Below are 25,695 nucleotides of genomic sequence, written 5' to 3' on the forward strand. Positions count from 1 at the left end.
AGCCTGTCTCAGAAGGCCGCAAATGGACTTGCCGGAGACCGGCATCGCGGCGAATTTACTCGCTATGGTCGAAAAGGGGAGAGGGAAGGCAGGGCACTCGGTTAGCAGTCGTGTTGGCGACTATCCCGTTGGCACGGTTTTCCCCTCGAGGGACCTGTAATCCGGCTTCCGGGCACGCCATACACGCCACAGAGTCCGCAGGTTGAAGGCAGTGGCCAACAGGGTCCATTCGGCAGTGACGTTGCCGACGCCTCGCAGAAGGAACCTACGTACTCCCTGCTGCTCTTTTATGATTCCGAATACGGGTTCCACCAGTTGCTTTCTCTTTTTGAACGCAGACTGAGCTTCTTCTGTGGCCATCCAGGCGCGATGTTGGCGCAGGGCAGCGTCATAGGGACTTATTGCCAAGCTCCGTCTGGGCGAACCACGGGTGAGGCAGGCTCCGGCAACTGGACACGCCTGGCAAGTGTCCTTGGGGGCTTGGTACATTCTCTTGTTCGTTTTCCTGGAGAACCTGCCGCGTACCAGGCTCAGCACCTGGCCCTGGGGACACCTGTATACGTCGCTGTCGGCATCGTAGGTGAACCGGTCCTTGTGGTAGGGATGATCCAGCGCCATTCCTCTGGGCGACTCCGGCATCGCCACCTGCTGGCCGCGGTCGGCGCATTCCTGTAGCGCCGCTGCCGAGTGATAGCCGCCATCGGCCAGGGTCAATGGCGACTTGACCCCTGTCATCTCTTCCGCCCTCTGCATCATCGGGGTCAGCCTGGCATAATCCGCCGGTTCGTCCACCAGTTCAACGGCCGTGATCAGCATGCCGGAGGTTTCCTGGCCGGTCTTTACTGGTGAAACCATGGCTTGGGCATTGTAAGCAGGACAGAAGCCCTGCTTCATTTTCATGAACCGGGCGTCCCGGTCCGTCAGGTTAATGCTTTTCGGTCCTTTTCGGTCCTCCAGTTGCTCCATGGCCTGGCGCACCTGCTCGCGCAATTTCCTCTTGTCGGCCAATTCCTCCGGGAGATGCACCGGTGCCCGGTCGGTTTCCCCTTCGTTCTGGTTCTCCAGTTCGGCTATGGCCCGGTCCAACCGCTCCAACAGCTTGGCCAGTCCCTTGGCATCGTAACTGCGGCAAGACGATGCGTTGGCTGGTACCTTGGTTCCGTCCACCGCCTGTACCGCCAGGTCCACCAACTCAATTGCCACTGCCGTTCGCACCGTTCGCTTGAGTAGTCCTCTCATTGCCTGGCGATGATCCTTGTAGAACCGCCACAGCGTGTTGTGGTCCGGGTGCTGCCAGCCAGTCAACCACAAGTAGGGTATATGGTCCCGGCAGGCCGCCTCCAGCTTGCGGCTGGAGCGTATTCCAGTCACGAAGCCAAACAACCAGACGCTCAGCAGTGCCTTGGGATGATAGGCCGGTGCTCCCAGCGGGTCGCCCTCTATATCCACACCGAGTTCCCTCCAGTCCTCGCGGCCCAGGGCGTCGACGAACTCGGCCACGAAACGGGCTGGATGGTCAAGTGGCAATAACTCATCAAGGGACGGCGGCAACAGCCAGGCTTGATCACGGGGCATGTCTCGAAGCGGCACTCTCTACACTCCTCTCACAGCGTCTCCCCATAGTGTACACCTCGACTTCTGAGACAGGCTGGAGGTTCTGGGTGGACGAATGCGGGCGAGACGCCCGCGCTCCGCAACGTGGCCGGATGTGGCGCACTTGCAGAATCGTTGCGGGCTCCAATTCCCAGAGCTGAAATCCTAGAAGATGCCTTCGGGCTCCAGGTCGAGGTAGTACTGGCCGGCGGTGTCGTAGTGGGTTGGGCGTCCCTGGATCTGCTGGGTGAGGGCGTGGGCGTCCTGGAATCGGCGCTGGATCGGGTTGACGGTGAAGATCGCGCTGGAGCCGCAGAGTGTGTAGGCGATGTCGACGACGCGGGCCGACTCGCGTATGGCGTGGGTACTTGCTAGACGTACTCCGACTCGCTCTTCGACCGTGAGGTCCAGATTGGTCTTGGCCCCCTGCCACATTGCGGCGGCGGCCTCGTCCAGATAGGCGCGAGCGGAGTTCCAGATTGCCTCGGCCTGACCGACCATTCGTTGCGTGGTCGACTCATATCGCATTGGCGACTCGCGTCCCTGCTGAGTCTTGCCTATTACGAGGTCTTTGGCAAAGTCGAGACCGGCTCGGGCATTGCCGAGTGCGACGGTCGCGAAGCCGGAGCAGAACAGCAGCGTAGTCGGAATGACGTAGAGCGGACCGGGCTCGCGTGAAGTGGCCGTTGTAGGATAGGAACGGGCCGCTGGAATGAACAAGTCCTCGATGGCGAATCCCTGGCTGCCGGTACCCTTGAGACCTCCGACCTGCCATATGTCCACGAGGTCGGCCTGGTCCTTGGGCAGCAGCATCGTGCGCATTTCAGTTGGCTCGGTCTCGCCGGGCCTGTATACCGGCGTCAGCGCGGCGAGCCATGTCGCGTGCGGATAGCCGCTGCTGAAGTTCCAACGTCCTGACAGGCGATAGCCGCCGTCGACGACTTCGGCCCTCGTTTGCGGCATGGGTGGGCCGTTGGTGACGACGTTGCGCTGGACTGTCCAGATCTCGTCCGCCGTTTCCGGAGGCACGCGCACGGAGTTGGTTGAAAAGACGTTGTTCTGGTTGACACACCACCCTGCGCTGGCATCGGCCTCGGCGATAATTCGGACGATTCTGCGGAAGTCGGGATGCTCGAGTTCGGCTCCACCCAGAGACCTGGGCAGAAGCAGCCTGAAGTAGCCGCGGTCGGCGATCTCGTTCGATACTTCGACTGGAATCCGGCGTTGCTCGGTGATCTCGTCGGTGACGGCCCTGATCATGTCGGCCAGTTCGTGTGCGCCTTCTATGTAGCTGTCAACGTCTGTTTGGAGTGTCGTCATTTTTGCCCTCACCCCAGCTCACTCCCCCAGGGAGCTAACAGGGGTTTGTATTCGACCTTTTCACCCTCACCCCAACCCTCTCCTCCAGGGAGACGGGTCTGTTGGTGGTACTTATGACTATGTGTGTACCTTTACATACGTCTATCAGCCCTGAGGGAGAGGGGGCGACGTGTCGGTATGACCGGGATTCTACAGGTTTCGCTGGAAGAAGTCGGTTATTCGCTCCTCCATGTAGATGCGGTCAGCCTGGCTTCGTGGCATGTGACGTTCGTCGGGGAACATCATGAGCTCGTAGGGCTTGCGGGCCTTGATCAGTGCGTTTATGAGCCTGGCGGTGTGCCTGAAGTGGACGTTCTCGTCGATCAGGCCGTGGACTATTAGCAGGTCTCCCTCAATGCTGTCGACGTGGGTCATGACGCTGCCGGACGCGTAGCCGTCAGGGTTGGACTGGGGCGTGCCCATGTAACGCTCGGTGTAGTGGGTATCGTAGCCGTCCCAATGGGTCACGGGGGCTCCAGCGACTCCCATCTTGAACACGTTAGAGGTCTTGGCAAGGCACATGAGAGTCATGAACCCGCCGTAGCTCCAGCCGTAGACGCCGACGCGGTCGGGGTCAGCCAGCCCGTTGTCAATGAGCCAGCGAACGCCGTCCACCTGGTCGCGGACTTCGATGTCGCCCATGTTGTGCTTGATGACACCCTCGAACTCCAGGCCCCGGCGTGCGCTGCCCCGGTTGTCGAGGCAGAACACGAGATAGCCAAGTGAGCGCAGGTACTGCGAGCGCATCGCACAGGTCATGGACCAGTGGTTGTTCACGACCTGGGCGTGGGGACCGCCGTACGTGTAGATGACCGTTGGGTGGGGGCCGTCGCCGAACTCAGGAGAGGGCCTGTACAACGCACCGTGGAGGGTTTCGCCGTCGCGGGACTCTATGCTGACGAGTTCCGGTGGGGTGAGAGCGAGTTCGTCTACCCTGGGATCGTCTGTCGAGTGGATGGTGTGGAGTGCCGAGCCGTCCTGCAGCGATCGAAGCGTTACCATCGGTGGCGTGTTCGTGCTGCTGAACGTGTCAACGAATCGATTGGAGGCGTGATCGAGGGTCACGATGTGGGTGCCGGCATCCTGAGTCAGGCGAGTAATCAAGCCGCCTTCCAGTGGGACGCTGTACAGGTGGCACTCAGTTGGCCCGTCCTTCGTGCCCGTGAAGTACACGAGCCCGGCGTCCTGGTCGACTCCTGCGAGGGTGTCGATGGCCCAGTCGCCTTCGGTGAGCTGACGGACGAGGTTGCCGTTGCTGTCGTACAGATACAGGTGCCGGAAGCCGGAACGCTCCGAAGCCCAGATGAAGTTGCCGTCCTTGAGAGATCGGAACATGTTGTGCAGGTTAATCCAGACGTCGGATATTTCGGTCAGCAGGGTCACACCCTGTCCTGTCGACGTGTCGAACCTGACCAGGTCGAGCCGGGTCTGCTCGCGGTTCTGAAGCTGAGCGCAAAGGGAGCCGTCGGGCATCCAGTCGACTCGGGCGAGGTAGATGTCGTCATCGTCGCCTAGGTCCATCCAGATGGGCTCTCCCCCAGTGGCCGGGACCACTCCGAGTCGCACTCGCGCGTTGGGGTCTCCGGCGAAGGGGTACCTGTGGTCTTCCTGGGCTGACGCTCCTGTGTCGTCCTTGCCCTGGTGGACGATGCGATAGACGGGGATGTGGGTCTCATCGACCTCTTCGAAGGCGATCTGTGAGCCGTCCCTGGACCACCAGAAGCCGTGCAGACGGTGCATCTCCTCCTGGGAGATGTACTCGGCCAGGCCGTTGGTCTTGCCAGTGCCTCTCGCGCCGTATGTCAGTTGGCGCGGTTCGACAGGCTCACCAGAGACCGGAGCGACGTAGACCTCCGCGTCTGTGACGTAGACAACCTGTGTGCCGTCGGGGGAAAGCTGCGGGTCCAAAGTTGGTCCAGACTCGGCAGATACGACTCGCCGAGCAGGAGCCTCAGGGCCATCTTTCACATATATGCCGGACTGTGCCGGGATAAGGATGACGCCGCCACTATCGGCCCACGAATACCTGACGATCCCCTGCCCTAACTGTCGCTGGCGTTGCCTCAGAAGCTGCTCCTCGATAGACAGGTCATCTGACTCGGGCTCGGCGGCTGCCTGGATGACTTTGGACTCGCCCGTCCGGGTGTCGAGTCCGTAGAGCTTCCTGACAGGACTTCCATCTTCGCCGTACAGGTATGTCAGCAGACTATCGTCCGGGCTGAACGAGAATGATACTGGTGCGGACATCCCCGGCGGGGGGAACTTGGCGATCTCTTCTACGGGGATTCTGGGGGGGTGGTCTTGTGGCATGTGTGGTGACCTGATTCTTATGACTTCAGGACGATGTCACAGGGAAGGTTACCTTGGACACACGTTCTGGATTCCCGCTTTCGCGGGAATGACGGGTTTGGACGTTGTGGGACGACCGCTTCACAGTCTGCTCATCACGGTTATCGTTATTCAATCTCTTCCCAGTCGAGGACTCGCTTTTCTCGCATCTTGAGGATCTGAGCGTCGGTGAATCCGAGTTCCCGGAGGATTGGGAAGGTGTGTTGACCGCGCGTAATGCCGCCTCCGGCGACGCACGGTGTCTTCGAGAACTCGAGGATCGGTGCGTAGCGCCAGAATTCGCCGTACTTCAGGTGGCTAACGTCGACCGTGAGACCTGTCTGTGCGACGTGTTCGTCTTCGGCGAAGAAGTGGTACATGCCGCGGTCTTCTGTCTGGACGCAGCCTATGTCGGCGGATGTCAGCAGCTTTTCCCACTCCAGCGCGGGGCGGTCGGCGAAAATGGTGGCTAGCTCGGACGCCAGGGCATCATCGTTGTCGTTTCGCGCGTCCGGCGTGATGAATCGTGGCTCTTCGAGAAGGTCCGGGCGGCCCAGGGCGCTACAGAGGCGGGGCCACTCGTCCTCGAAGGGACACGCCAGGAACACCCAGCCATCAGGGGTCTGGTATAGCCTGAACAGGGCGTTGGTACCGTAGCCGTCGGCGTCGATGACCGGCCTTTGAGGCCGGCCCTCGTAGTCGAAGAAGTCGTCAGCGTTGACGTAGGCGTTGGAGCCGATCATCGTGGTCTCGACGTACTGCTTATCGCCGTGTCGCTGGCGGCCGTAGAGTGCCATGGTTATCGCGGTGGCGGTGACCATCGCGGTGTTGGGGTCAGGGTTGACCTCGTTGGCGCGACCCAACTGGCGCGAGACGGAACGAAGCTCGTCCATTGTCATATCTGCGTTCTCGGCAGGGAGCGCGCCGTCGCTGATCTGGGCCATGACGCCACCACCAACTGCGCCCCCTATGGGATGCATTGCGGGGCGGTGGCTGTGCGGGCCGGAGGAGCCGTACCCACCGAGATAGGCGTAGACGGCGTCCGGTCTGAGCGCCCTGACCTGCTCAATACCGATGCCGACTCTCTCGGGGGCGCCGGGGCGCATGTTGTGCAGCACGACGTCCACGTTGGGTAGCAGACGGGTGAGTATGTCCTGTCCCTCGGCTGTCTTGAGGTCGATGGACAAGCCCTCAGTGCCGGCCATGGTCCGGTTAGAGGCGAGGCCGTTGTAGTGGCCACGCATCCAGTCGCCGGTCAGGGTCTCAATACGGATAACGCGCGCGCCCATTTCGGCGAGCAGCGATCCCGCGAGCGGGCCGGCGATGACTGTGGACATGTCCAGGACGGTGACGCCTTCGAGGGGGTGGGCTGGCGCATCAGCAGGTGTGTTTGTAGGGGCAGGTTTGAAACCTGCCCCTACCGCCGAAGGTGTAGAAGACAGCCTGGAAAGCACGTCGTCGGTGTGCTCGCCGACTTGGGGGGCCGGGCCCTGTATTTGCGGTTGGGATGCTTCCATGTGGAACAGCGGGCCAAGCTGGCGCATCTGTCCAACGGTCGGGTCGTTCACCTTCTTGACAGCACCGTTATGGACGAGCTGCGGGTGATCTAGCGCCTCGATGGAGGTCATGAACGGTTCGGCGGCGACGTCACCCTCGACGTTGATGAACAGGTCCATCCACTCTTCGAGGGTCTTCTCCTGCATCTTGTCGAGAATGAACTCGCGCATCTCCTCGCGTGGGTCGTCGTCGAGGAAGGGAGCCGAGGCGTAGCGGGGGTCTTCCAGCAGATGGCCCAGTCCGATCGCGTGAATCTCGGCGATGAAGAGTCTCTCCATCAGGTTGGCAAGCTGCAGCCAGCGCCCATCCTTCGAGCGCACAGCAAGGTACTGAATCGGCGCAGGCCTGGATGCGATAACCGTGGGATCGTCCGGGAAGTTTTCGGGGAAGTTGATCATCATCTGCCAGACTAAGAACTGGCTGAGGTCATAGTAGGTGATGGAGCGCAGCAGGCTGGTCTGGACGTGTTGGCCGACACCGGTGCGATCACGAATCATCAGCGCGGCCACTGCCCCGCGGACTGCGGCCATGGCCGCGCCGTGGCTGGCGACCTGCACTGCACCGTAGTTGGGCCCCTCGCGTCCGTTCTGTCCGGCGAAGGACATATAGCGGCCGGACTTAGCGCTGACGAGGGCCTCGTATGGTCGATAATGGGCATAGGGACCGGAGTCGCCGAATGCGGTGATCGACGTGTAGACGAGTCCGGGGTTGTCCGCCTTCAGGGTCTCGTAATCAACTCCCAGGGCGGCCGCATCGCCAGGTACGAAGCTCTCGACGACGGCATCGGCGGAGCGCGCGAGCGCCCGGGCTTGTCTGCGGCCCTCGGCTGTCTCAAGGTCGAGGACCACGCTCTTCTTGCCGCGATTCCACAAGAGAGATGCGGGATGTGAACGGTAGGGATCTCCGCCGGGCGGCTCGACCTTGATGACCTCGGCTCCGAAGTCCGACATCACCATGGTCGCGACGGAACCCGCCATACCCTGGCTGAAGTCCAGCACGGTGATTCCGTCAAATAACTGTGTCATGTGACCTCGTCCATTTGGAATTGTGAATTTAGAATGTCGAATGGTGAACAGGGCCGTAACGGCTCACTTTCTCACAATTCACTATTCTGAATTCACGATTCGAAAACTCTCAGGAGCCCTCCTGCGGGCTGACGCTGACGTGTCCGTCGCCGTTGCGGTGAAGCTCGAGGGCGATCTCGCGTCCAGGGTTAGGCCTTCCCTCAGTTTCCCCCAGTGGGAACACGCTGGCTTTGAGCTGATGCTGGGTCAACTCCAGCAGGCCGACGGTTCCCAGTCGCAGTTCCTTGTGGTGTGGGAACGTGATCGAGCCGCTGTTGATGAGTGTAACACCGTCGCGGTGTTCGAGACGCTCTTCGTGGGTGTGGCCTGCGATCATTATGTCGACCGGGCTTGGGAAGTACTGGCTGAGCACGGACATCGGTCGGAACTGGCCTTCCAGGCTATGTGTCATGCCGATTCGCCAGCCCTCTACGTCAAACACCTGCACGTCCTCGCAGCGCGAGTCCGGGATGGGATCGTTGTTGCCGGTGGAGCAAAGTACGGGGGCGAACTGTTCAAGCCAATCGAGTACGTAGGGAGCAGTGAGGTCGCCACCGTGCAGGATCAGGTCGACGCTGCTGAAGAACTCCGCCGGCTCGGGGCCGAGCTCTTCGAGTTGCCGTATCAGGTTGGGTAGGTGGGTGTCGGTGAGGAGTCCAATAATCATGCGCCGAAATATACTAAGTGGGAGGTTGGGCGGTCAATGTTGGGGACAGCGTTCTAATATCCGCTCGAAGTAGCGGGTGCGCTCCCAGTCGGTTACGGTGTTGCGATAAGCGCCCGCCTCGGTGGTGAAGAAGTGGGCGTAGTGAGCGACCACGTCTTCTCCGAATGCTGTGCGGGCGAGAGCGCTGTTACGGAAGCGATCGACCGCCTCTTCGAGGCTTCTGGGCAGCATCTGCTCTTCGGAGGCTGCGTAGACGTCTCCGATGTAAGCGGGTGGAGGTTCGATCTGGTGCTCGATGCCTGCGAGTCCCGACGCGATCACAGCGGAGTACGCCAGGTACGGGTTAACGTCGGCGCCTGGGATGCGGCACTCGATGCGAAGGCTCGGCCCCGTGCCGACGACTCGGAAGCCTGCCGTTCGGTTGTCCGGCGACCACGCCATTGCGGTCGGGGCCCAGCTTCCGGCCTGGAATCGCTTGTAAGAGTTCACGGTCGGCGCGTAGCACACCATCAGTTCGGGCACGTAGCGCATCCATCCGGCGAGGAACCAGCGAAACACGTCTGAGCAGGCGATGCCGGATAGGTCTCCGTCGCCGGGGAAGGCGTTGGTCAGCTCTCCGTCTGAGTCTGTCCATAGACTCACGTGGAGGTGAGAACTGGAACCCGCCTGCGAGGCGTCCGGCTTGGCCATGAAGGTGACGCTGCATCCGAGTTGGTCGGACACCTCTTTCACCGCCTGCTTGAGCACGAGGTGGCGGTCAGCCATGTCCAGGACCGGCGCGTAGCGGATGTTCAACTCGTGCTGTCCCCTGCCGAACTCCCCCTTGGTCGACTCGACGGGTACTCTGGACGCGGCAAGGTGTCGGCGGAACGTGCCGTTCAGGTCTTCGGTGCGTGATCCCTGCAGCAGGTTGTAGTCTTCAAGGTACCAGCCGACCTCGGCCAGGTCTCTATACCCGTTCCGGGCAGCCTCCATGTATGAGGTCCGATACTCGTAGTACTCAAGCTCCGAGCCAGCCATAGCCTCGAACCCACCTGAGCGCAGTCGCTCGATCTGTTTGCGTAGTATCGACCTCGGTGCTACGGCGACAGGCTCGTGTGAAGGTTCCAGTTCCGCGTCGCAGATTACCAGCGCTGTCCGGTCGAGCCATGACAGCTTGCGGACTGTCCCGAGGTCGGGAGCCAAGTGCACATCGCCGTAGCCGAGGTCCCAGTTGGAGAAGTCGTATCCAGCGACCGGCTCCATCTCCATATCCACTGCGAAGAGGTAGTCGCAGGCGTGAGTGCCGCCGGCCACGTCGGTCAGGAAGAACGAGGCGTCGAGGCGCTTACCCATCAACCTGCCGTAGAGGTCAGGGAAGCTGAGGATGACGGTGTCGATGGAGCCGCTGTCGACGGCTGAGCGGAGGTCGTCGACGGTCAGCATTCCGGGAACACTAGTCTGTTCCGAGGTCACGTTGTTTGCCTCCTGTTGGCTGGTACTGGCGCGTGCGGCGTCAATGTAGGTTACAGGATTGTTCTGAGTCCTACTTTTCACCCTCACCCCAGCCCTCTCCCGTCAAGGGAGAGGGGGCGATTCGTCTAGTTTGGGGCGCTGGTTAGGAGGAAGCCGCCGTCTACGGGGAGGGTTACGCCGGTGACGAAGCGGGCCTCGTCGCTGGCGAGGTATAGGGCTGCGTAGCCGATGTCCCAGCCCTGCCCTTCTACGGGGAGCGGTGTGGAGGTCTGACGCATCTCGCGGGCGTCGGGCGAACTGCTCTCTAGGCGGGGAGTCCACATCAGGCCGGGCATGATGCAGTTGACCCGGATGTTGTCGGCGGCGTGGTCGACGGCCATTGCTCTGGTGAGGCCGACGACGGCCGACTTGTTGACCGTATACGGGGCTGACGACCGCATAGCCTTGGGCCTGAGGGCCGTCACGGATGACACGTTGATGATCGAGCCGCCTCCGCTGTCTCTCATGCGGGGAACGGCGTAGCGGCCCATGTTGATCATGCTCATCAGGTTGACTGACATGCTGCGGGACCAGTCTTCGTCTGTAGCGTCCACAACACTGCCGGAGCCGCCTCCGCCTCCTACGTTGTTGTGCAGGATGTGAAGGCCGCCGTAGCGCTCGATAGCAGCATCGACGACGTTCCTACAGTCGTCGGGGTTGGTGACGTCCGCAGAGGCGGTCATGGCCTCTCCGCCTTCTTCCTGGATGATCTCGCGAGTCGCGTCGGCCCATTCGGGTACGGCATCCACCAGCACGACGCGTGCGCCTGCACGGGCGAACAGGATGGCGGCAGAGGCGCCGTTGCCGACGCCCTGTCCTCCGTAGGTGCCCGCGCCACTAACTATGGCGACTTTGCCGCTCAGACGGTTGGTTGGTGTGCTCTCTGTACTCATGGTGACAAGTCTCCCGAGACGCCGTGCGATCTATTCCTGTTCGAATACGTGGAGGTACATGAAGGCGCCGGTGAAGGTTGTCGCCTCCTCGCAGTGTCCTCCGACCATTTCGCCTGAGGGGCGAGCGGCGGCGAGGTGGATGTGGACGCGGATGCCGCCCTCGGGTAGGGGCTGGATGTAGCCGTCTGCGGTGACGAGTTCGAGGTTTTCGTCGATGACGGTCCTCTCGAACTCGGGGGAATTGTCATCGTCGAAGCCGCAGAGGTTGCGGAGTTTGAGCTGCCTGAGACTGCCGATGCAGGATGAGATGGCGGCCTCGCGGATGCCCTCTGAGAGGGCGAATTCTTCAAGGTCGGCGACGAGGTTCTCGCTGGCCTGGAAGCGTCGGTAGATGACGGGCGAGTTGGTTGGTTCCCATCTCTGCATGGCGTGCTCTCCTGAGGTGAAATCGCGGTTGCCGTATAGGTGGCTGAGTGGTGGGGCGAATATACAAAGTGGATGGAGAGGCGTCAATGTGGGGGCGGCTTGAGTTTCGTTGACGGTGTATTGGGCGTGTGGTAATTTTGGCCCACCCCCGTATCTGAGTACGGGGGCATGGTTTGACCATTGAGATGGGCGCGTCGTGGCGCGCGAAAGGAGCAACTGGATATGCCTCAAACCAGAGAGGCCGCGATCGTCGGTATTCACGAGTACCCGCTGAGGGTCGTTGGCCCCAACGTCAGCGCACTTCAGATCAAGGCCGCGTCGGCCGCCCGCGCGTTGGAAGACGCCGGGCTGAGCTGGAGCGACGTTGACGCTGTGTACGACAACGGCAGCCACCAGAACATTGGCGGGCTTGGAATCTCGGAATACTTCGGCCTCAAGCCGAGACTGATCGACAACACAGCGGTCGGCGGGACGTCGTACGAGTTCCATGCCAATCATGCCGCGACGATGATCGCTGCCGGCAAGTGCGACGTCGCTCTCATTACCTACGGCTCCACTGCCCACTCGGATAGGCGCCGGATCGGTACGGGCGGAGCTGCGGGAGGAGGCATACCCAACCCTGCGACGAACATGGAGGCGTCCTGGGGTCAGACGCTGATCGCCAACTACGCGATGGTCAAGAACCGGCACATGCACCAGTACGGTACGACCAACGAGCAGTTCGCTCACATCTCGATTGCGACGCGCAAGCACGCGATGCGAAATCCTGAGGCGGTCGAGGCTATGACCGACCTGGAGTTCGTGGGCATTCGCGAGCTGACCGTCGAGGACGTGGTGGACTCGCGGATGATCGCGTGGCCGCTGAGGCTTCTTGAGTGCTGCATGATCTCCGACGGCGGCGGCGCAGTAATAATGGCGTCCAAGGAGGTCGCCGCGAACTGCGCGAAGAAGCCTGTGTGGGTGATTGGCGGCGGAGAGGCGACCAAGTACCGCGAGAACGGCGGCGACATCACCGTCAGCGCGGGAGCGCAGTCCGGTCCGAGGGCGTTCGCGGACGCTGGTGTTACGCCAGACGAGATCGACGTGCTCATGGCGTACGACTCGTTCTCGATAACCGTCATGTGCATGATCGAGGACCTCGGCTTCTGCAATAAGGGAGAAGGTGGAGAGTTCGTCGCGCAGGGTCACCTGACATTCGACGACCCGCGCAAGCTCGCGATCAACACGGACGGCGGCGGACTGTCGTCGAACCACCCGGGAGAGCGGGGCATCTACCTGCTGATCGAGGCGGCAAGGCAGTTGAGGGGCGAATCCACCTCGCAGGTCGACGACGCGAAGCTGGCGGTTGCCGTGGGCAACGGCGGTCAGCTTGGGTCGAGGCACGCGACAGGCGTAACCATTCTCGCAGCCGACTAAGTCACGTATCACCCACTCCCCAGCGTCGAACCGCCGGGGGACTCACCAGGAGAATCAATCCAATGACAGAACAAGCACTGAGGCCACAGCCGAGATTCCCGGAGCAGGACACGGAGCCGTTCTGGGAGGCCACCAAGCGACGCGAGTTGACCTACCAGACGTGTGACGACTGCGACGAGGTGATCTTCTACCCACGCGCGCACTGCACCGGGTGTCTATCCGGCAACGTCTCGTGGAACGTGTCCGCCGGTAAAGGCGAGGTCTACACGTTCAGCGTGGTCATGCAGAACTACCACCCAGCGTTTAAGGACCTGGGGCCCTACGCGTTGGCGTACGTTGACCTCGACGAGGGGTTCCGCATCATGACCAATATCGTGGATGTCGACAACCCGATCGAGGACGTCAACTGCGGCATGAGGGTGGAGCTCACCTGGATAGACCAGGGCGAGGGCGAGATAGCACTGCCGGTGTTCAAGCCCGCATAGGGGCGGTTCCGATGGACTTTAGATTCACGCCAGAACAGGACGAGTGGCGACGGGAAGTACGCTCGACCATCGAGTCGCTGATCACTCCCGACCTTCGGGAGGAGATGGAGAGCGATGACGACGTAGGTCCCGGGCCTGCGGGCAAGCAGTTTATGCGCGAGCTTGGCAGTCGCGGGCTTCTCGGCATCTCCTGGCCCGAGGAGTACGGCGGACTGGGCCGGTCTCTCATGGACCAGTACATCTTCTCCGAGGAGGTCGGCAGCTTCGGCGGCCTGTACACCAACGGCACGGCGGTGAACATGGTCGGGCCGACGATCATGAACGTCGGAGACGACGAGCAGCGCGCCGAGTGGCTGCCCAAGATGCTCAGCGGCGAGGTCGAGTGTGCTCTTGGCTACACCGAGCCGGGAGCTGGGACCGATCTGGCCGGACTTCAGACACGCGCCGTCGTCGACGGCGACGACTACGTCATCAACGGACAGAAGCTGTTCACAAGCGCCGGGCACTTCTCGTCGCACGTGTGGCTACTGGCTCGAACTGACACCGAGGTCAGGAAGCACCGTGGGCTGTCTGTGTTCCTGGTGCCTATGGACTCGGACGGCATTTCCGTCCGTCCCCTGTGGCGCATGGACAGCGGGCGCACCAACGAGGTGTTCTTCGATAACGTGCGCATCCCACGCCAGAACCTGATCGGCGAACCCAACCGCGGCTGGTACCACGTCGCTATGGCGCTGGACTTCGAGAGGGTCAGCATCGGATCACGCTACACGGGTCTGATGCGCAGGCTCAACAAACTCGTCGAATACGCTAACGAGACCGAGATAGATGGCCAGCCGCTGTCACGCGATCCTCACTTCAGGACGCGGTTCGCGGAGATCGGCATGAAGCTGGAGACGGTCAGGTTGCTGTCGTACCGGACGGCCTGGATGATCGACCAGGGGATCGTGCCTAACTACGAGAGCTCTGCACTGAAGATAGTCGCGACTGACCTGATACAGGAGGTTGCTGACTTCGGGTTCGAGCTTCTGGGTTTGTACGGACAGCTCACGAAGAACTCGCCGTTCTGCATGCTCGATGGCGAGATGGAGCAGACATACAGGAGCGGGATCTTTCTGCGATTCGGCGGCGGCGCGAACGAGGTGCAGCGCAACATCATCGCTCAGCGAGGGCTGGGAATGCCGAGGGAAGGCTCAGAACCCAGGCAGGACCTCAGGTCGCCGCAGGCCGCTGCGGGCAGGACGTAGGTTAGGAGTGGTGGAGAGTAGTGAGGAGCTACACTTACGAAACTCTCTGCTAGGGACTACTAATGGATCTGTCGCTTACGGAATCGCAGCAGAAGCTGAAGGACACGGCCCGGGAAGTGTTCGAGGTCGAGTGCCCGACCAGCTTGGTGCGGGCTATGGAGCAGGACGACCGCGGCTATCCCGCCGATCTGTGGGAGCGCATATCTGGTCTCGGATGGTCGGGGTTGCCGTTCCCTGAAGAGCTGGGAGGCTCGGGCGGGACGCTCACCGACCTGGCGGTGCTTCTCGAGGAGTTTGGACGCTCGCTCGTGCCTGGACCGTTCTTCAACTCGGTGGCTGTCGTCGGTCTGACACTGCTGGACGCAGGTACTGACGCGCAACGCACAGAGTTACTGCCACGAATCGCCGATGGATCGGTCATCGCGACGGCGGCGTTGCTGGATGCGAACGCCAGGTATGGGCCTGATTCTGTCTCCATGACTGCGGAACGACGCGACGGAGGGTACGTGCTCAACGGCACCAAGATGTTCGTCGAGTACGCCAACTCGGCGGACCTGATGCTGGTACCTGCGAGGTCTGATGGCGGCGTGGTGCTGCTGCTGGTCCCGGCGTCGGCGGACGGCATCAGCCTGACTCGCCTGGACAGCATCGCTCGAGACCCGCAGTTCGCGGTGGAGTTCTCGGGCGTGTTTGTGCAGGACGGAGTCGTGGGTGATGCCAGCCAAGGTAATGAGGCGCTCAAGCGCGCGCTCGACAGGGCTGCGCTGCTCCACTGCGCTCACTGTATCGGGGGTGCGCAACACGTCCAGGAGATGACCGTCGAGTACACCAAGCAGCGGGTGCAGTTCGATCGTGCAATCGCCACGTTCCAATCAGTGCAGCACGACTGCGCTGACATGGTGATCGCGATAGACTCGGCACGGCTTGCGACCTACGATGCGATCACCAAGATCGAGGATGGCCAGTCGGCGGACAAGGAGATCGCGCTGGCGAAGTCGCTGACGAACCACGCCTACAAGTGGACGACGCTGACGGCGCAGCAGATACACGGCGGCATCGGGTTCATGGAGGAGTACGACCTCCAGCTATGGACGCGAAGAGCCAAGGTGGCGGAGCTCAAGTTCGGCGCATCGTCGGGGCACGTGGAGACGTTCGCACAGCAGATGGGGCTGAAATAGCTCGGCTCCCACTCTCATTCGATAGTCTTGGAAGACCTCAAAGTTCATCTGCGCCTTTCATCGATCTCGGAAATCAGCGACAATTGAAATGCTAGGTAGTTCCTACTGTCGTTCATCAGTCGACACCCAACAGGGAGAGCGTCCACCATGACCAACGTCACAGAGATTCAAGAGGCAATCCTGGCTCTTCCTGAACCGGACTATGCTCAACTCAGGCAGTGGCTCAGCAAGTTGGACTGGGACAGGTGGGACCGACAGATAGAGGCGGACTCAGAAGACGGGAACCTGGACTTCCTGATCGCCGATGCTGAGGAATCCAAGCGACAGGGCACGCTACAGGAACTCTAGGTGCATCGGGCTACTCCCCGCTTCTGGCGATACTTCGAACGCCTACCCGAACCAGTTCAAAGACTCGCGAGGCGCAATTTCGAGATTCTGAAAGACGATCCCAGATATCCGTCCCTCCAATTCAAGAGAGTTGGGCGATTCAGGAGCGTTCGAGTAGGCCTTGCGCACAGGGCACTGGCAGTCGAAGACGGTGAAGACTTCGTTTGGGTGTGGATTGGTAATCACGACGACTACGACAGGATGATCGAGTCATAGTCGGCGAAGGAGCTAGTTGAAGCGGCCCATTGCCCTGTCTATGCCGTCTTCCATCAGGCTGACTATGGCCTGGGATGCCCTGTCGATGGCGTCGTCGACCTGCTGCTGGTCCTCGGACGACATCTCACCCAGGACCCAGCCGACTCGGTCGGTGCCGGGAGGGGGCTGACCTACACCGATTCTGAGACGTGGGAAGTCCTGATTACCAAGCGCAGAGATGATCGACTTGATGCCGTTGTGTCCTGCGGCACTTCCCTGGGGTCTCAGCCTGAGCTTGCCGGGGGGCAGCGCGGTCTCGTCGTATACGATCAGCAGTCTGTCCTGCGTAGTGCGTAGGCGCGCGAGCAGGTAGGCCACGGCGTCGCCGCTGCCGTTCACGTGGGTGCGCGGCTTGGCGAGGGCGACGGTGCGCCCCTCTATCTTTCCAATGCCGAGTCTCGTGGTGTTGTGCGCGCGGCGGAGCTCAATCGAGTGCCTTTCGGCAAGCAGGTCGATGAGCCACCAGCCAGCGTTGTGGCGGGTCCTCAGGTAATGCGGCTCGGGATTGCCGAGGCCGACCACTATCAATTCCGGCGTCTCAAGCTGGCCCTTGAGTCTGCGGTTTCGTTTGAAGAGGTTCTTGAGGAGGGTCAATCTAGTTTTCCGTTATGCAGATTCACTAGTGTGGCAGCCTGTGGTGCCCTCTACAGTAGGCCTTTGTGTTTCCGGCAAAGGTCGGAATCCAAGCGGGTGCAGTTGGGATCTATGAGATTGGGAACAAGCAGCATTTTCGCCCTCACCCCAACCCTCTCCCCCAGGAGAGGGGGTTCAGTGGTAGGTGCTCATGCTTGTCTTTCAACCTTTACCTACCCCTGTCTACCCCTGTCTACCCCCAGGGAGAGGGGGCCGTTGGCTGGCACTCACAATTGCCTGTTTACATTTGCATGACTCTTTCAACCCTGAGGGAGAGGGGCCTAGGCACGGGCGAACGTTTAGCGTACCAGCCCGTAGACGCGCTCGGGCTTGACGAGCACGATTACGGCATCCTGGTCGATCATGGCCTGGTCGTACTCTTCCCAGTCGGGGTGCTCGGTGTGGCTGCATGCCATGTACACCTTGCGGAGCAGGACGCGCATCTCCTCGGCGTCGGTGTTGTGGTAGTCGATAAGCGTAGCCTGACCCTCGACAGAAGCCCACCCACGCCAGTCGTCTCTGACCGCGAGCACTGTGCAGTTCGGGTCACGGCGGAGGTTGCGGATCTTCTGTGAGCGCGGATACACCGATACGAATGCCGCGTTGCCCTCATACGCGCCGCATACCACGATGCTGGAGTGGGTCGCGCCGTTGGACCTGCGTGTCGCGATTACGCCTCTCTTGTGTGTCTCGAAGAACGGTACTACGTCGTTGAAGTCCATGAGTACTCCTTTTGGTGGCTGACAGCGCTACAGGGTGCTGAGCGCCTGGTCGAGGTCGTCGATTATGTCTTCGGCGGACTCGATTCCGCAGGACATGCGGATGAGTCCGTCGGTTATTCCGGCTGCGGCCTGCTCGTCCGGGGTGAGAGACCTGTGCGATGTCTTGGCCGGGTGGGAGATGGTGGTGCGGGACTCACCGAGGCTCGGTGAGAAGGGAATCGCCTGGAGGGAGCGGACAAATGACGAGGCAGCATCGCCTCCACCGTCCAGTTCGTACGAGACCATGTGGCCGAATCCACCGTCTAGGATTGACGAGGCAAGCTCGTGCTGCGGGTGATCGGGCAGGCCCGGGTAGTGGACTGCGGCGACCCTGTCATGGTCGGACAGGTAGGTGGCGACACGCATGGCGTTCGCACAAGATCGTTCGACGCGCATGGGCAGGGTACGAATGCCTCTCACGATCAGCCATGCTGCGAACGGGTCCAGTGTGCTGCCCAAGATGCGGTTGGCTCCCTTTATCTCCATCGCCACGCCGCCTGTCACGTCCGAGTGCCCGCCGAGGCTCTTGGTGGCGGAGTGCATGGTCACATCTGCGCCAAGTTCGAGCGGACGGAGCAGCAGTGGCGTCGCGAGTGTGTTGTCCACGATCACACGGGTACCACGACCTGACGCCAGCTTAGAGATTGCCTCGATATCTGCAAGTCTGAGCAGCGGGTTAGTAATCGACTCGACAAGTAGTACCTTTGGGCCGTCCATGATTGCGCTTTCAACCTGGTCCAGGTCTGCCATGTCGACAAATCGCGTCGCTATACCAAGTCTTGGCATGTACTGGCGCAACATGGCGTTGGTGCCGCCGTACAGTTCGCTACCTGCAATGATCGTGTCACCTGACTCGACGAGCGACAGCAGGGTGACAGCTATCGCTCCAAGGCCGGAGGCGAATCCTACGGAGTCGTCGGCGTCTTCAAGGTCAGCCACTACCCGCTCGAGAATAGCCACGTTCGGGTTGGCGTCGCGGGAGTAGATGAACCCGTCCTCCCTGCCCTCGTAGATGTCGTCGACCTGTTCTAGGCTGTCGATCTCGAAGACAGAGTTCTGGTAGATGGGCGCGGTGAGCGGCCGCGTGACTGACGGCATGTCCGAGCCCGCGGCGGCGCAGATCGATTCGATTGACTGGCGCGAGAGTCGGCGGTTCATTCGGACTCCAGGTCCACGTCCCCGCTCTGACCGCCCGTCTTGCGCGCGAGCCGCACCGACTCGATGCTCATTCCGCGGTCGACCGACTTGCACATGTCGTAGATGGTGAGCGCGGCGATGCTTACGGCAGTCAGCGCCTCCATCTCGACGCCTGTCTTGCCGGTAGTCCGCGCCGTGGCGGTGATGTCGACAGCACTGTCGGCCGAGTTGAGGTCGAAGTCGACGCCGATCTTGTCGATGGGCAGCGGGTGGCAGAGTGGGATGAGCTGCGATGTGTTCTTGGCGCCCATGATGCCGGCAATCCGGGCGACTGCTAGCACGTCTCCTTTGTCGAAAGCATTGGCCTGGATGAGCTCAAGTGTCTTCGGCTGCATGACGACACGTCCCTTGGCGACGGCTTCTCGCTGGGTGTCGGGCTTCCAGCCGACATCGACCATCTGGGCGTTTCCGCTCTGGTCTACGTGGGTGAGCCTGGTTTCGCGTGCGTCGTTCAACGGGTCATCACCTTAGATGTTCATTAGCGGGGTAGCGAGCTTCTCGTATTCCTCGTCAACGGCTAGGTCATCTCGCCTGGAAGCCGCGACGGCAAGCTTGTCGGCCAGTTCGTTGCCCGGGTTGCCGGCATGGCCCTTTACCCACTGAAAGTCAACGTCGTGCCTTTCAAGTTGCTTCAGGAGTCTTCCCCACAGATCCGGATTGACTGCTTTGTCCTTCTTGTTTCGTCGCCATCCATTGGCCCTCCAACGTACGGCCCAGCCCTTGTTGACGGCGTCGACGATGTAGCGAGAGTCGCTGTAGACGGTAACCTCGCAGGGCTGTTTCAGGGTTTCGAGTCCCTTGATTACGGCCAGCAACTCCATCCTGTTGTTGGTTGTGGAGCGAAAACCGCCGCTGAGTTCGTTGCGGTGTTCTCCAAGCTGGAGGACGGCCCCAAATCCTCCGGGACCTGGGTTGCCTGAGCAGGCGCCGTCTGTGTATAGGGTAATACGCTTCATAGTTTCGGGGACAATTGTACAGCAAGTGGAGGTGTGGGCCATGGTGATACGGAGAGCTTGAGAAGCCTCTACACTACCCTTTCACCCTCATCCCAGCCCTCACCCTGAGGGAGCTGACAGGGGTAGGTAAACTGGCAATTCGTTCGTCCTGAGCTTGTCGAAGGACATCCCCATCCCCTGGATTCCGGCCTATACCTACCCCTGTCAGCTCCCTCAGGGAGAGGGGGCTTGTGCAGAGGCCTCCTTTCGAGGGAGTGACGAGACTGGCCCTGTACTAGCCTCGTTGCTTTGATGCTTACGGGTCAATAGAATCCGACCACACATACAAGAAAGGGGAAGAAAATGCCCGTTGACTTCGAGAAGAAAGACAAGATCGCGTATATCACGATCAACAACCCGGCGAAGGCCAACATCCTGGACAGGCAAATCTCGCATGAGATCGCGGAGATATGGAAGGAGGTGTGGGACGACCGGGATATCCGGGTCTCCATCCTGACCGGAGTCGGAGACAGGCACTTCTGCGCGGGACACAACCTGGCATCGAGGCCGGACGTCACCGCAGAAGAGCGAGAGCGGCTGCGGGCCGAGGGCGTGTTCTGGCCCCTTAGCGGTACGGTGAACGGAGCACTCATCGGGGCTGACGGCAGGCTCGGCGATCACTATCCACAGGTATACAAGCCTGTGATCGGGGCGATCAACGGCTGGGCCGCCGGAGCAGGGTTCTACCTGATGCTCACGTCCACAGACATCAGGATCGCCTCTCGGGAGAACGCGCGGTTCAAGTTCGCGCTGCTCAGCCAAGGCTGGGTCGGCGGAGGCCCCGGCGCGACTTATCTCACCCGGCAAATCTCGCACGCCGACGCCATGAGAATCCTGCTGATGGACGAGCCGTTCGACGCCGAGGAGGCGCTGCGGATCAACCTCATCAATGAGGTCGTACCTCACGACGAGCTTATGAGCCGGGCCGAAGAGCTTGCCGACTACATTGCGGGCCTTCCGCCATTGGCAGTTCGGATGATGAAGGAGCTGGTGCTGCGATTCCGGGACATCCCTGTTACAGAGGCGTGGCGCGTGCAGACTCTCATGAACGCGCTGCTGACCCAGATGACCGGTGACGGCGACGAGGGTCGGGCGGCATTCCTCGAAAAGAGGCCACCGAACTTCACGGGATCCATCCGCCGGAAGGGCGAGGTGTTCGAAGAGGCCACGCCCGAAGAGCGTGCCAGGCTGGACGAGATACGGAGGGACCTGCTGGGGTAGATGACTCCCCAACTCGCATTTCTCGATTACACCGGAAGGCTGATCAGGTACCCGATCGAACGTCAGAGACACGTCGCAGAAAGACATCCCGAAATGTCCGAGCAGTCTGGATTGATCTAGGATACGCTCGCAGCGCCCGATGAGGTCAGGCGATCAACGAATGATCCCGAAACCGTGGTGCTATACTATCGGTGGTTCGACAATACGCCTGTGGGACCCAGATATGTAAGGGTGATCGTCAAGCTACTTGACCACGATGCATTCGTGCTGACAGCCCACGTTACCGACGACATTCGGAGAGGTGAGTTAGTATGGGCACGCGAATGAATGTCCGCTACGATAGCGATGGCGACATGCTGGAACTATGGTGGAAGAACGATCCCGGTTACTACACCGCTACGTCAGACGATCGTGTAGAGGTACAACTGGACTCGGAAGGTAACGTACAGGGTTTTCTGATTTGGGGCCTGTCTAACACCGAGTCGTCTATATCTGTAGAACTACCCCCTCAGGTACTGGCAGAAGGTACCTGAGGGATGAGCAAGATCTAGTCTTTCGGCGGGAAGATCTCGGTCAGGAAGTCTATGATCAGCCTTGCGGCGACCATGGACGTCAGGTCGGCGTGGTCATAGGGGGGCGCCACTTCCACCATGTCAAAGGCCACCACTTTGTGGTTCCTGGCGAGATGGACCAGTGCATCGCGTAGTTCCTCGTAGTAGAGGCCCCAGACTTCTGGCGTGCCAGTGCCGGGTGCGTGAACCGGGTCCAACACGTCTATATCTATGGTGACGTACAGGTTCTCGGACTCTGGCACGAGGTCTATCGCTGCCTCGGGCCCAAGCTCCTTGAACCTGCGCGTGGTGACGACCAAGTTGCCGTCAGCGATCGCCTCGTCGTAGACCTTACGGCTCTCCTTGCGGATGCCGATTGAGCTGATGTTGCGGACGAACGGCATCTCGTGGCAGCGCCTAATCGGGCTTCCGTGGGTGTAGAGCACACCCTGAGTCTCGTGAGAGTAGTCCATGTGGGCGTCAAAGTGGACGATGTCGAGAGGCTCGAAGTTCGAGAGTCCGCGCACGACAGGGAATGTGATGGCGTGGTCGCCGCCGACCACCACGGGCATCGAGTCTTTCGAGACGACCTTCTCGACGACGTTGGTCAGCTTCTGAAAGTTGTCGAGCACGTCTGAAGGGACTACGGTGATGTTGCCGCAGTCGGCCATCGTGACGCCCTTGAGTAGCTCGGTGCCTCGGTCGGAGTCGAAGTAGCCTGCGGCATCCTGGTCGAACTGCATGCCGCCGTAGCCGACGTACGAGTAGCCTCGGGCGTCGCGCACAGCGTCGGGCCCGAAGCGCGCGCCCGGCCGTCCGAACGTGCCCTGATCGAAGGGCATGCCGACGAAGGCTACATTGGCGTCGAGCGCGTCGAGGTCAGCGAGCAGAGGCGAGTCGAAGAACGTCCGCGATCTTGCCCTAATGTCTGGCCAGCGTTCTTCCTGCCCTGAGCGTGTCTCAGAGGTCATTGTTAAGCCTCCTCAGTAACTAGCTAGACACTGGAGACCAGCTTCGCGCAAGGTCTGCCATCGCCTCAGAGTGTTCTGGCCAGTCGTGAAGTACCGCCGGATCGAAGTCTGCCCCGTTGGGCCAGACTAGGGTATGGCATTCAGAATCTACGGCGACCTTCTTGAACACGGCCTGCTCTCTTAGTTCACCATACACCTCACCCTTCAACAACGGCTCGAAGTCTATGTCCTGTGAAGTCTGGTCATCGAACCTCACTCGTAGAGTGTACCTGTCCAGATATTCAACAGAAGCTACTCGATGAATTGGGTGCTCCATAGTCGACTCCTAGCTCAACGGCTCAATACGATTCGCCCTTCGCCCCGACTGAATCAATTCCCAATTGACTTGCAGTTCATCCAGGCGAATTACAGCCCATGCCTCTACAAGGCGACGTTGGCGTCGCGGGAGACTGCCCGCAATCAACTGCACATGATCCACGGCGTAAACCGCGGCAGAGTCTTGATAATAAGCGTGAAAGTGCGGTCGGTGGTGAGGGCCCCCAGATTCAGGATACATACGTATGAGAATACCCAGGAAGCGGGCAATCTCAGGCATCTACACCAGTACGCCGAAGCCGGACTTGGTGCAGATTTCGATGCGGTTGCCCTCGGTGTCTTCGATGAAGAAGACGCGCTGGCCGTCATGCCGGGTGGTGATGTCGGTCGTCTCGACGTCGTGGGCGTGCATGTACTTCTGCGCCTCTTCGATGTCCTCGACCTCGAACGCGCCGTGGTGGGATGGCACTGAGGGGGCGACATCGCCCTCTATCAGGTGCACCATCGTGCCGCTTGGGAGCTGGAGCCACACTATGTGGTCGGAGTCGACCATGCTGGGTATCTCTTTGACGCCCAGAACGTCTACCCAGAACCTGGTTGCTCGCTCCTTGTCCTTTACGCAGTAGGTGAGGTGGTTGACTCTTCGCAGCCTGATGGTGCCGATCATGCCTGACATCGTTGCATCCCTCCAATGTGGCGTTCGTAACGTTTGGCGACATGATAACAGGATCGGTGGCATGTGGCCGGTAGGGTCAGGTTTGAGACCCGCCCTACATCAGATGGTGTGTCGCGCCTACACGACTGCCTGTGATGTACAATCCGCCGTGCGACCTAGATGGTCCCAATGAGCTTTGAAGAGGAGACGAGCATGGCCGAGATCGAAGCTAGACTGGCGGAACTGGGAATCGAGCTGCCGGAAACGCCGCCGCCGATTGCCAACTATGTACCTGGGGTGCGGACCGGTAACCTCGTGTACCTGTCAGGGTTGGGGCCAGCGAGCCGAGCCGATGGCACCATTCCGGCTGGCAAGGTCGGGAGAGACCTCACCACCGAGGAGGGTTACGAGGCCGCCCGTCTGACCGGCCTGAACATCATTTCGCGCATGAAGGGCGAGGTCGGGGACCTCGACAAGGTGCGTCGGGTGGTCAAGCTCCTGGGGATGGTGAACTCCGACCCCTCGTTTAACCAGCAGCCTGCGGTGATCAACGGGTGCTCGGACCTATTGGTAGAAGTGTTCGGGGACAAGGGGCGACACGCGAGGTCGGCAGTCGGCATGGCTGGACTGCCTAACGACATCCCGGTCGAGATCGAGGTCATCATCGAGGTGGACGACTGACAGGGTTACGAGAGACTTGCGTCAGTCCCGACCCGGGGCGGTGACGGGGGTCTCTCACTCCTAACTACTCTCCACTCACTTCTCATGGCTACGCCAGCACCTGCATGGAGTAGCGCGAGCGCATGTGACGGCCCTGCTCGAAGCGGTCGAGTCCAAGCTGGGATATGTCGATGCTGCTGGCCTTGCCATCCACGATCAACTCCGACATGACCACTCCGATCATGGGGGAGAGCTTGAAGCCGTGTCCGCTGAAGCCGACCGACAAGTAGAGCCCCTCTATCCCATCGACGCGGTCCAGAACAGGGTGCCAGTCCGGCGTGGTCGTGAATAGGCCACTCCAGCCTCCTCGGAAGAGCGCCTGTGACATGCCGGGCATGCGACGGGTGAGCTTTTCGAAGGTCTGCTCGACCATGGACATGTCCACGCCCTGGTTGTAGCTATCGGGATCGGCAGGCTCGTCCTCGCCCACGCCTACCAGTGTCAGATTACCGAGATCCGGCCTTGGCGACATGTCGTTAACGACGTCGCCGATGATGGGGTGGTCGGGCACTATGTCCTGGGGCCTTCTGAGCATGATGACCTGGTGCCTGATGGGCCTGAGACCGGCATCCACACCAAGGGACTCGAGGAACGCACCAGACCACGGGCCAGCCGCCACGACGGCGATGGGAGTCTCGATCCGGCCTTCGGCAGTAAGTACGGCGGTCACTCGGTCGCCGGTGATCTCGATACCCGTGGCAGGGGAGCCTGCCAAGACGCGGGCTCCCCTGTCGCGGGCGGCGTTGGCGTAGCCGGTGGTGACCGAGTACGGGTCCGCATAGCCGGAGTCGGGTTCGTAGGCGAACGACTCGCCATCGAACGTCTCGACCATCGGAGCGATCTCGCGGACGTCCTCTGCGGTCACGATCGAGGTATCAACTCCGACGGACCGCTGCATCGCGACGTTGCCCTCCATTGCCTCCCTGTCCTCGGGGCCGACGATGACGAAGTAGCCTGTCTTCGTGTAGCCGGATGGCATCCCGACCAGGTCATAGAAGTCTCGGAACAGGGTGAGGCTGTCCCACGCGAGGCGTGTGGTGACCTCGTTCGAGTAGTGCATTCGCAGTATCGCCTGCGACCTGCTGGTGGAGCCGGACGCGAGCACGTCGCGTTCGAGCAACACGGTGTTGGTCACACCGCGCCTCGCGAGGTTGAAGAGGATGCTGCATCCCATCACTCCTCCGCCGACGATTACCGCGTCTGCTGTTTGTGGCATTGGAATCTCCTACGATCGACTGTGTCTCAACGGGTGCGCGTCCCTCGTACATTCATCCCCAGTTTACAACCATCGGGTACATTGGCGCGTCGGTGGCGACCCGGATGGTACAAC

27 protein-coding genes are annotated in these 25,695 nt (G+C 60.9%); 9 read left to right on the forward strand and 18 right to left on the reverse strand.

Annotated elements, in window-relative coordinates:
- Positions 1–120 precede the first annotated feature (120 nt).
- The 8 genes from J4G14_11450 to J4G14_11485 form a co-directional block, all read right to left on the reverse strand.
- Entirely contained in the window at positions 121–1,590 is a 1,470-nt protein-coding gene (locus tag J4G14_11450; protein ID MCE2458410.1) for an IS1182 family transposase, read from the reverse strand.
- A 168-nt stretch (positions 1,591–1,758) separates the two neighbouring features.
- Positions 1,759–2,913, reverse strand: a complete 1,155-nt coding sequence (locus J4G14_11455) for an acyl-CoA dehydrogenase (GenBank protein MCE2458411.1) — start codon at positions 2,911–2,913, stop codon at positions 1,759–1,761.
- 189 nt (positions 2,914–3,102) lie between these two features.
- Positions 3,103–5,262 (reverse strand): S9 family peptidase, encoded by a 2,160-nt coding sequence (locus J4G14_11460; protein MCE2458412.1) that lies wholly within the window; start codon positions 5,260–5,262, stop codon positions 3,103–3,105.
- Between the two features lie 146 nt (positions 5,263–5,408).
- Positions 5,409–7,862 (reverse strand): CoA transferase, encoded by a 2,454-nt coding sequence (locus J4G14_11465; GenBank protein MCE2458413.1) that lies wholly within the window; start codon positions 7,860–7,862, stop codon positions 5,409–5,411.
- A 109-nt stretch (positions 7,863–7,971) separates the two neighbouring features.
- Positions 7,972–8,568, reverse strand: a complete 597-nt coding sequence (locus J4G14_11470) for a metallophosphoesterase family protein (GenBank protein ID MCE2458414.1) — start codon at positions 8,566–8,568, stop codon at positions 7,972–7,974.
- A gap of 33 nt (positions 8,569–8,601) precedes the next feature.
- The gene (locus J4G14_11475; protein ID MCE2458415.1) at positions 8,602–9,993 is read right to left on the reverse strand and encodes a glutamine synthetase; all 1,392 of its coding nucleotides are present in this window, start codon (positions 9,991–9,993) and stop codon (positions 8,602–8,604) included.
- Between the two features lie 155 nt (positions 9,994–10,148).
- On the reverse strand, positions 10,149–10,955 hold the full coding sequence (locus tag J4G14_11480) for an SDR family oxidoreductase (protein MCE2458416.1): 807 nt from the start codon (positions 10,953–10,955) through the stop codon (positions 10,149–10,151).
- A 30-nt stretch (positions 10,956–10,985) separates the two neighbouring features.
- A complete protein-coding gene (locus J4G14_11485) occupies positions 10,986–11,381 on the reverse strand; it encodes a DNA-binding protein (GenBank protein MCE2458417.1) in 396 nt (131 codons plus the stop codon).
- Positions 11,382–11,603: 222 nt separating this feature from the next.
- On the opposite strand from J4G14_11485, the gene J4G14_11490 reads away from it, so the two are divergent.
- The 6 genes from J4G14_11490 (at position 11,604) to J4G14_11515 (ending at position 16,307) form a co-directional block, all read left to right on the forward strand.
- Positions 11,604–12,797 (forward strand): thiolase domain-containing protein, encoded by a 1,194-nt coding sequence (locus J4G14_11490; protein ID MCE2458418.1) that lies wholly within the window; start codon positions 11,604–11,606, stop codon positions 12,795–12,797.
- A 62-nt stretch (positions 12,798–12,859) separates the two neighbouring features.
- Positions 12,860–13,282, forward strand: coding sequence for a Zn-ribbon domain-containing OB-fold protein (locus tag J4G14_11495; GenBank protein ID MCE2458419.1), 423 nt, complete (start codon positions 12,860–12,862; stop codon positions 13,280–13,282).
- Positions 13,283–13,293: 11 nt separating this feature from the next.
- Complete coding sequence (locus J4G14_11500) at positions 13,294–14,526, forward strand: acyl-CoA dehydrogenase family protein (protein ID MCE2458420.1); 1,233 nt, start codon at positions 13,294–13,296, stop codon at positions 14,524–14,526.
- A gap of 62 nt (positions 14,527–14,588) precedes the next feature.
- Positions 14,589–15,704, forward strand: a complete 1,116-nt coding sequence (locus J4G14_11505) for an acyl-CoA/acyl-ACP dehydrogenase (GenBank protein MCE2458421.1) — start codon at positions 14,589–14,591, stop codon at positions 15,702–15,704.
- A 147-nt stretch (positions 15,705–15,851) separates the two neighbouring features.
- Positions 15,852–16,052: a hypothetical protein gene (locus tag J4G14_11510; GenBank protein MCE2458422.1), complete on the forward strand. Its 201-nt coding sequence runs from the start codon at positions 15,852–15,854 to the stop codon at positions 16,050–16,052.
- On the forward strand, positions 16,053–16,307 hold the full coding sequence (locus tag J4G14_11515; GenBank protein MCE2458423.1) for a hypothetical protein: 255 nt from the start codon (positions 16,053–16,055) through the stop codon (positions 16,305–16,307). It abuts the gene before it with no gap.
- Between the two features lie 12 nt (positions 16,308–16,319).
- Here the strand turns inward: J4G14_11515 and pth are convergent, their stop codons facing one another.
- The 5 genes from pth to rnhA form a co-directional block, all read right to left on the reverse strand.
- Positions 16,320–16,940 carry an aminoacyl-tRNA hydrolase gene (pth, locus tag J4G14_11520; GenBank protein ID MCE2458424.1) on the reverse strand — a complete coding sequence of 207 codons (621 nt, stop codon included), beginning with the start codon at positions 16,938–16,940 and terminating at the stop codon, positions 16,320–16,322.
- Positions 16,941–17,278: 338 nt separating this feature from the next.
- Entirely contained in the window at positions 17,279–17,701 is a 423-nt protein-coding gene (locus J4G14_11525; protein ID MCE2458425.1) for a TIGR03618 family F420-dependent PPOX class oxidoreductase, read from the reverse strand.
- Between the two features lie 27 nt (positions 17,702–17,728).
- Positions 17,729–18,898, reverse strand: a complete 1,170-nt coding sequence (locus J4G14_11530) for an aminotransferase class I/II-fold pyridoxal phosphate-dependent enzyme (protein ID MCE2458426.1) — start codon at positions 18,896–18,898, stop codon at positions 17,729–17,731.
- Positions 18,895–19,335 carry a cyclic pyranopterin monophosphate synthase MoaC gene (gene moaC / locus J4G14_11535; GenBank protein ID MCE2458427.1) on the reverse strand — a complete coding sequence of 147 codons (441 nt, stop codon included), beginning with the start codon at positions 19,333–19,335 and terminating at the stop codon, positions 18,895–18,897. The genes J4G14_11530 and moaC overlap by 4 nt, the downstream gene beginning before the upstream one ends.
- A 69-nt stretch (positions 19,336–19,404) precedes the next feature.
- Positions 19,405–19,893, reverse strand: a complete 489-nt coding sequence (gene rnhA, locus J4G14_11540; GenBank protein MCE2458428.1) for a ribonuclease HI — start codon at positions 19,891–19,893, stop codon at positions 19,405–19,407.
- 342 nt (positions 19,894–20,235) lie between these two features.
- On the opposite strand from rnhA, the gene J4G14_11545 reads away from it, so the two are divergent.
- Positions 20,236–21,153, forward strand: a complete 918-nt coding sequence (locus J4G14_11545; protein MCE2458429.1) for an enoyl-CoA hydratase/isomerase family protein — start codon at positions 20,236–20,238, stop codon at positions 21,151–21,153.
- Positions 21,154–21,464: 311 nt separating this feature from the next.
- The gene (locus J4G14_11550; protein ID MCE2458430.1) at positions 21,465–21,686 is read left to right on the forward strand and encodes a DUF2283 domain-containing protein; all 222 of its coding nucleotides are present in this window, start codon (positions 21,465–21,467) and stop codon (positions 21,684–21,686) included.
- Between the two features lie 14 nt (positions 21,687–21,700).
- On the opposite strand, the gene speB is transcribed toward J4G14_11550, so the two are convergent.
- Genes speB through J4G14_11570 form a run of 4 tightly spaced genes read right to left on the reverse strand, consistent with a single transcriptional unit; the run spans position 21,701 to position 23,666 of the window.
- On the reverse strand, positions 21,701–22,675 hold the full coding sequence (gene speB / locus J4G14_11555; GenBank protein MCE2458431.1) for an agmatinase: 975 nt from the start codon (positions 22,673–22,675) through the stop codon (positions 21,701–21,703).
- A gap of 19 nt (positions 22,676–22,694) precedes the next feature.
- Entirely contained in the window at positions 22,695–22,991 is a 297-nt protein-coding gene (locus J4G14_11560; protein ID MCE2458432.1) for a DUF2442 domain-containing protein, read from the reverse strand.
- A 9-nt stretch (positions 22,992–23,000) separates the two neighbouring features.
- Complete coding sequence (locus J4G14_11565; GenBank protein MCE2458433.1) at positions 23,001–23,270, reverse strand: DUF4160 domain-containing protein; 270 nt, start codon at positions 23,268–23,270, stop codon at positions 23,001–23,003.
- A complete protein-coding gene (locus tag J4G14_11570; GenBank protein MCE2458434.1) occupies positions 23,271–23,666 on the reverse strand; it encodes a VOC family protein in 396 nt (131 codons plus the stop codon).
- Between the two features lie 159 nt (positions 23,667–23,825).
- Between J4G14_11570 and J4G14_11575 the strand changes: the two genes are divergently transcribed.
- Entirely contained in the window at positions 23,826–24,326 is a 501-nt protein-coding gene (locus J4G14_11575; GenBank protein MCE2458435.1) for a RidA family protein, read from the forward strand.
- Between the two features lie 88 nt (positions 24,327–24,414).
- On the opposite strand, the gene J4G14_11580 is transcribed toward J4G14_11575, so the two are convergent.
- On the reverse strand, positions 24,415–25,581 hold the full coding sequence (locus tag J4G14_11580) for an FAD-binding oxidoreductase (protein ID MCE2458436.1): 1,167 nt from the start codon (positions 25,579–25,581) through the stop codon (positions 24,415–24,417).
- Between the last annotated feature and the right edge of the window lie 114 nt (positions 25,582–25,695).

It is taken from the genome of Dehalococcoidia bacterium (genome assembly GCA_021295915.1).
Lineage (GTDB): Bacteria > Chloroflexota > Dehalococcoidia > Lucifugimonadales > UBA1123 > VXRN01.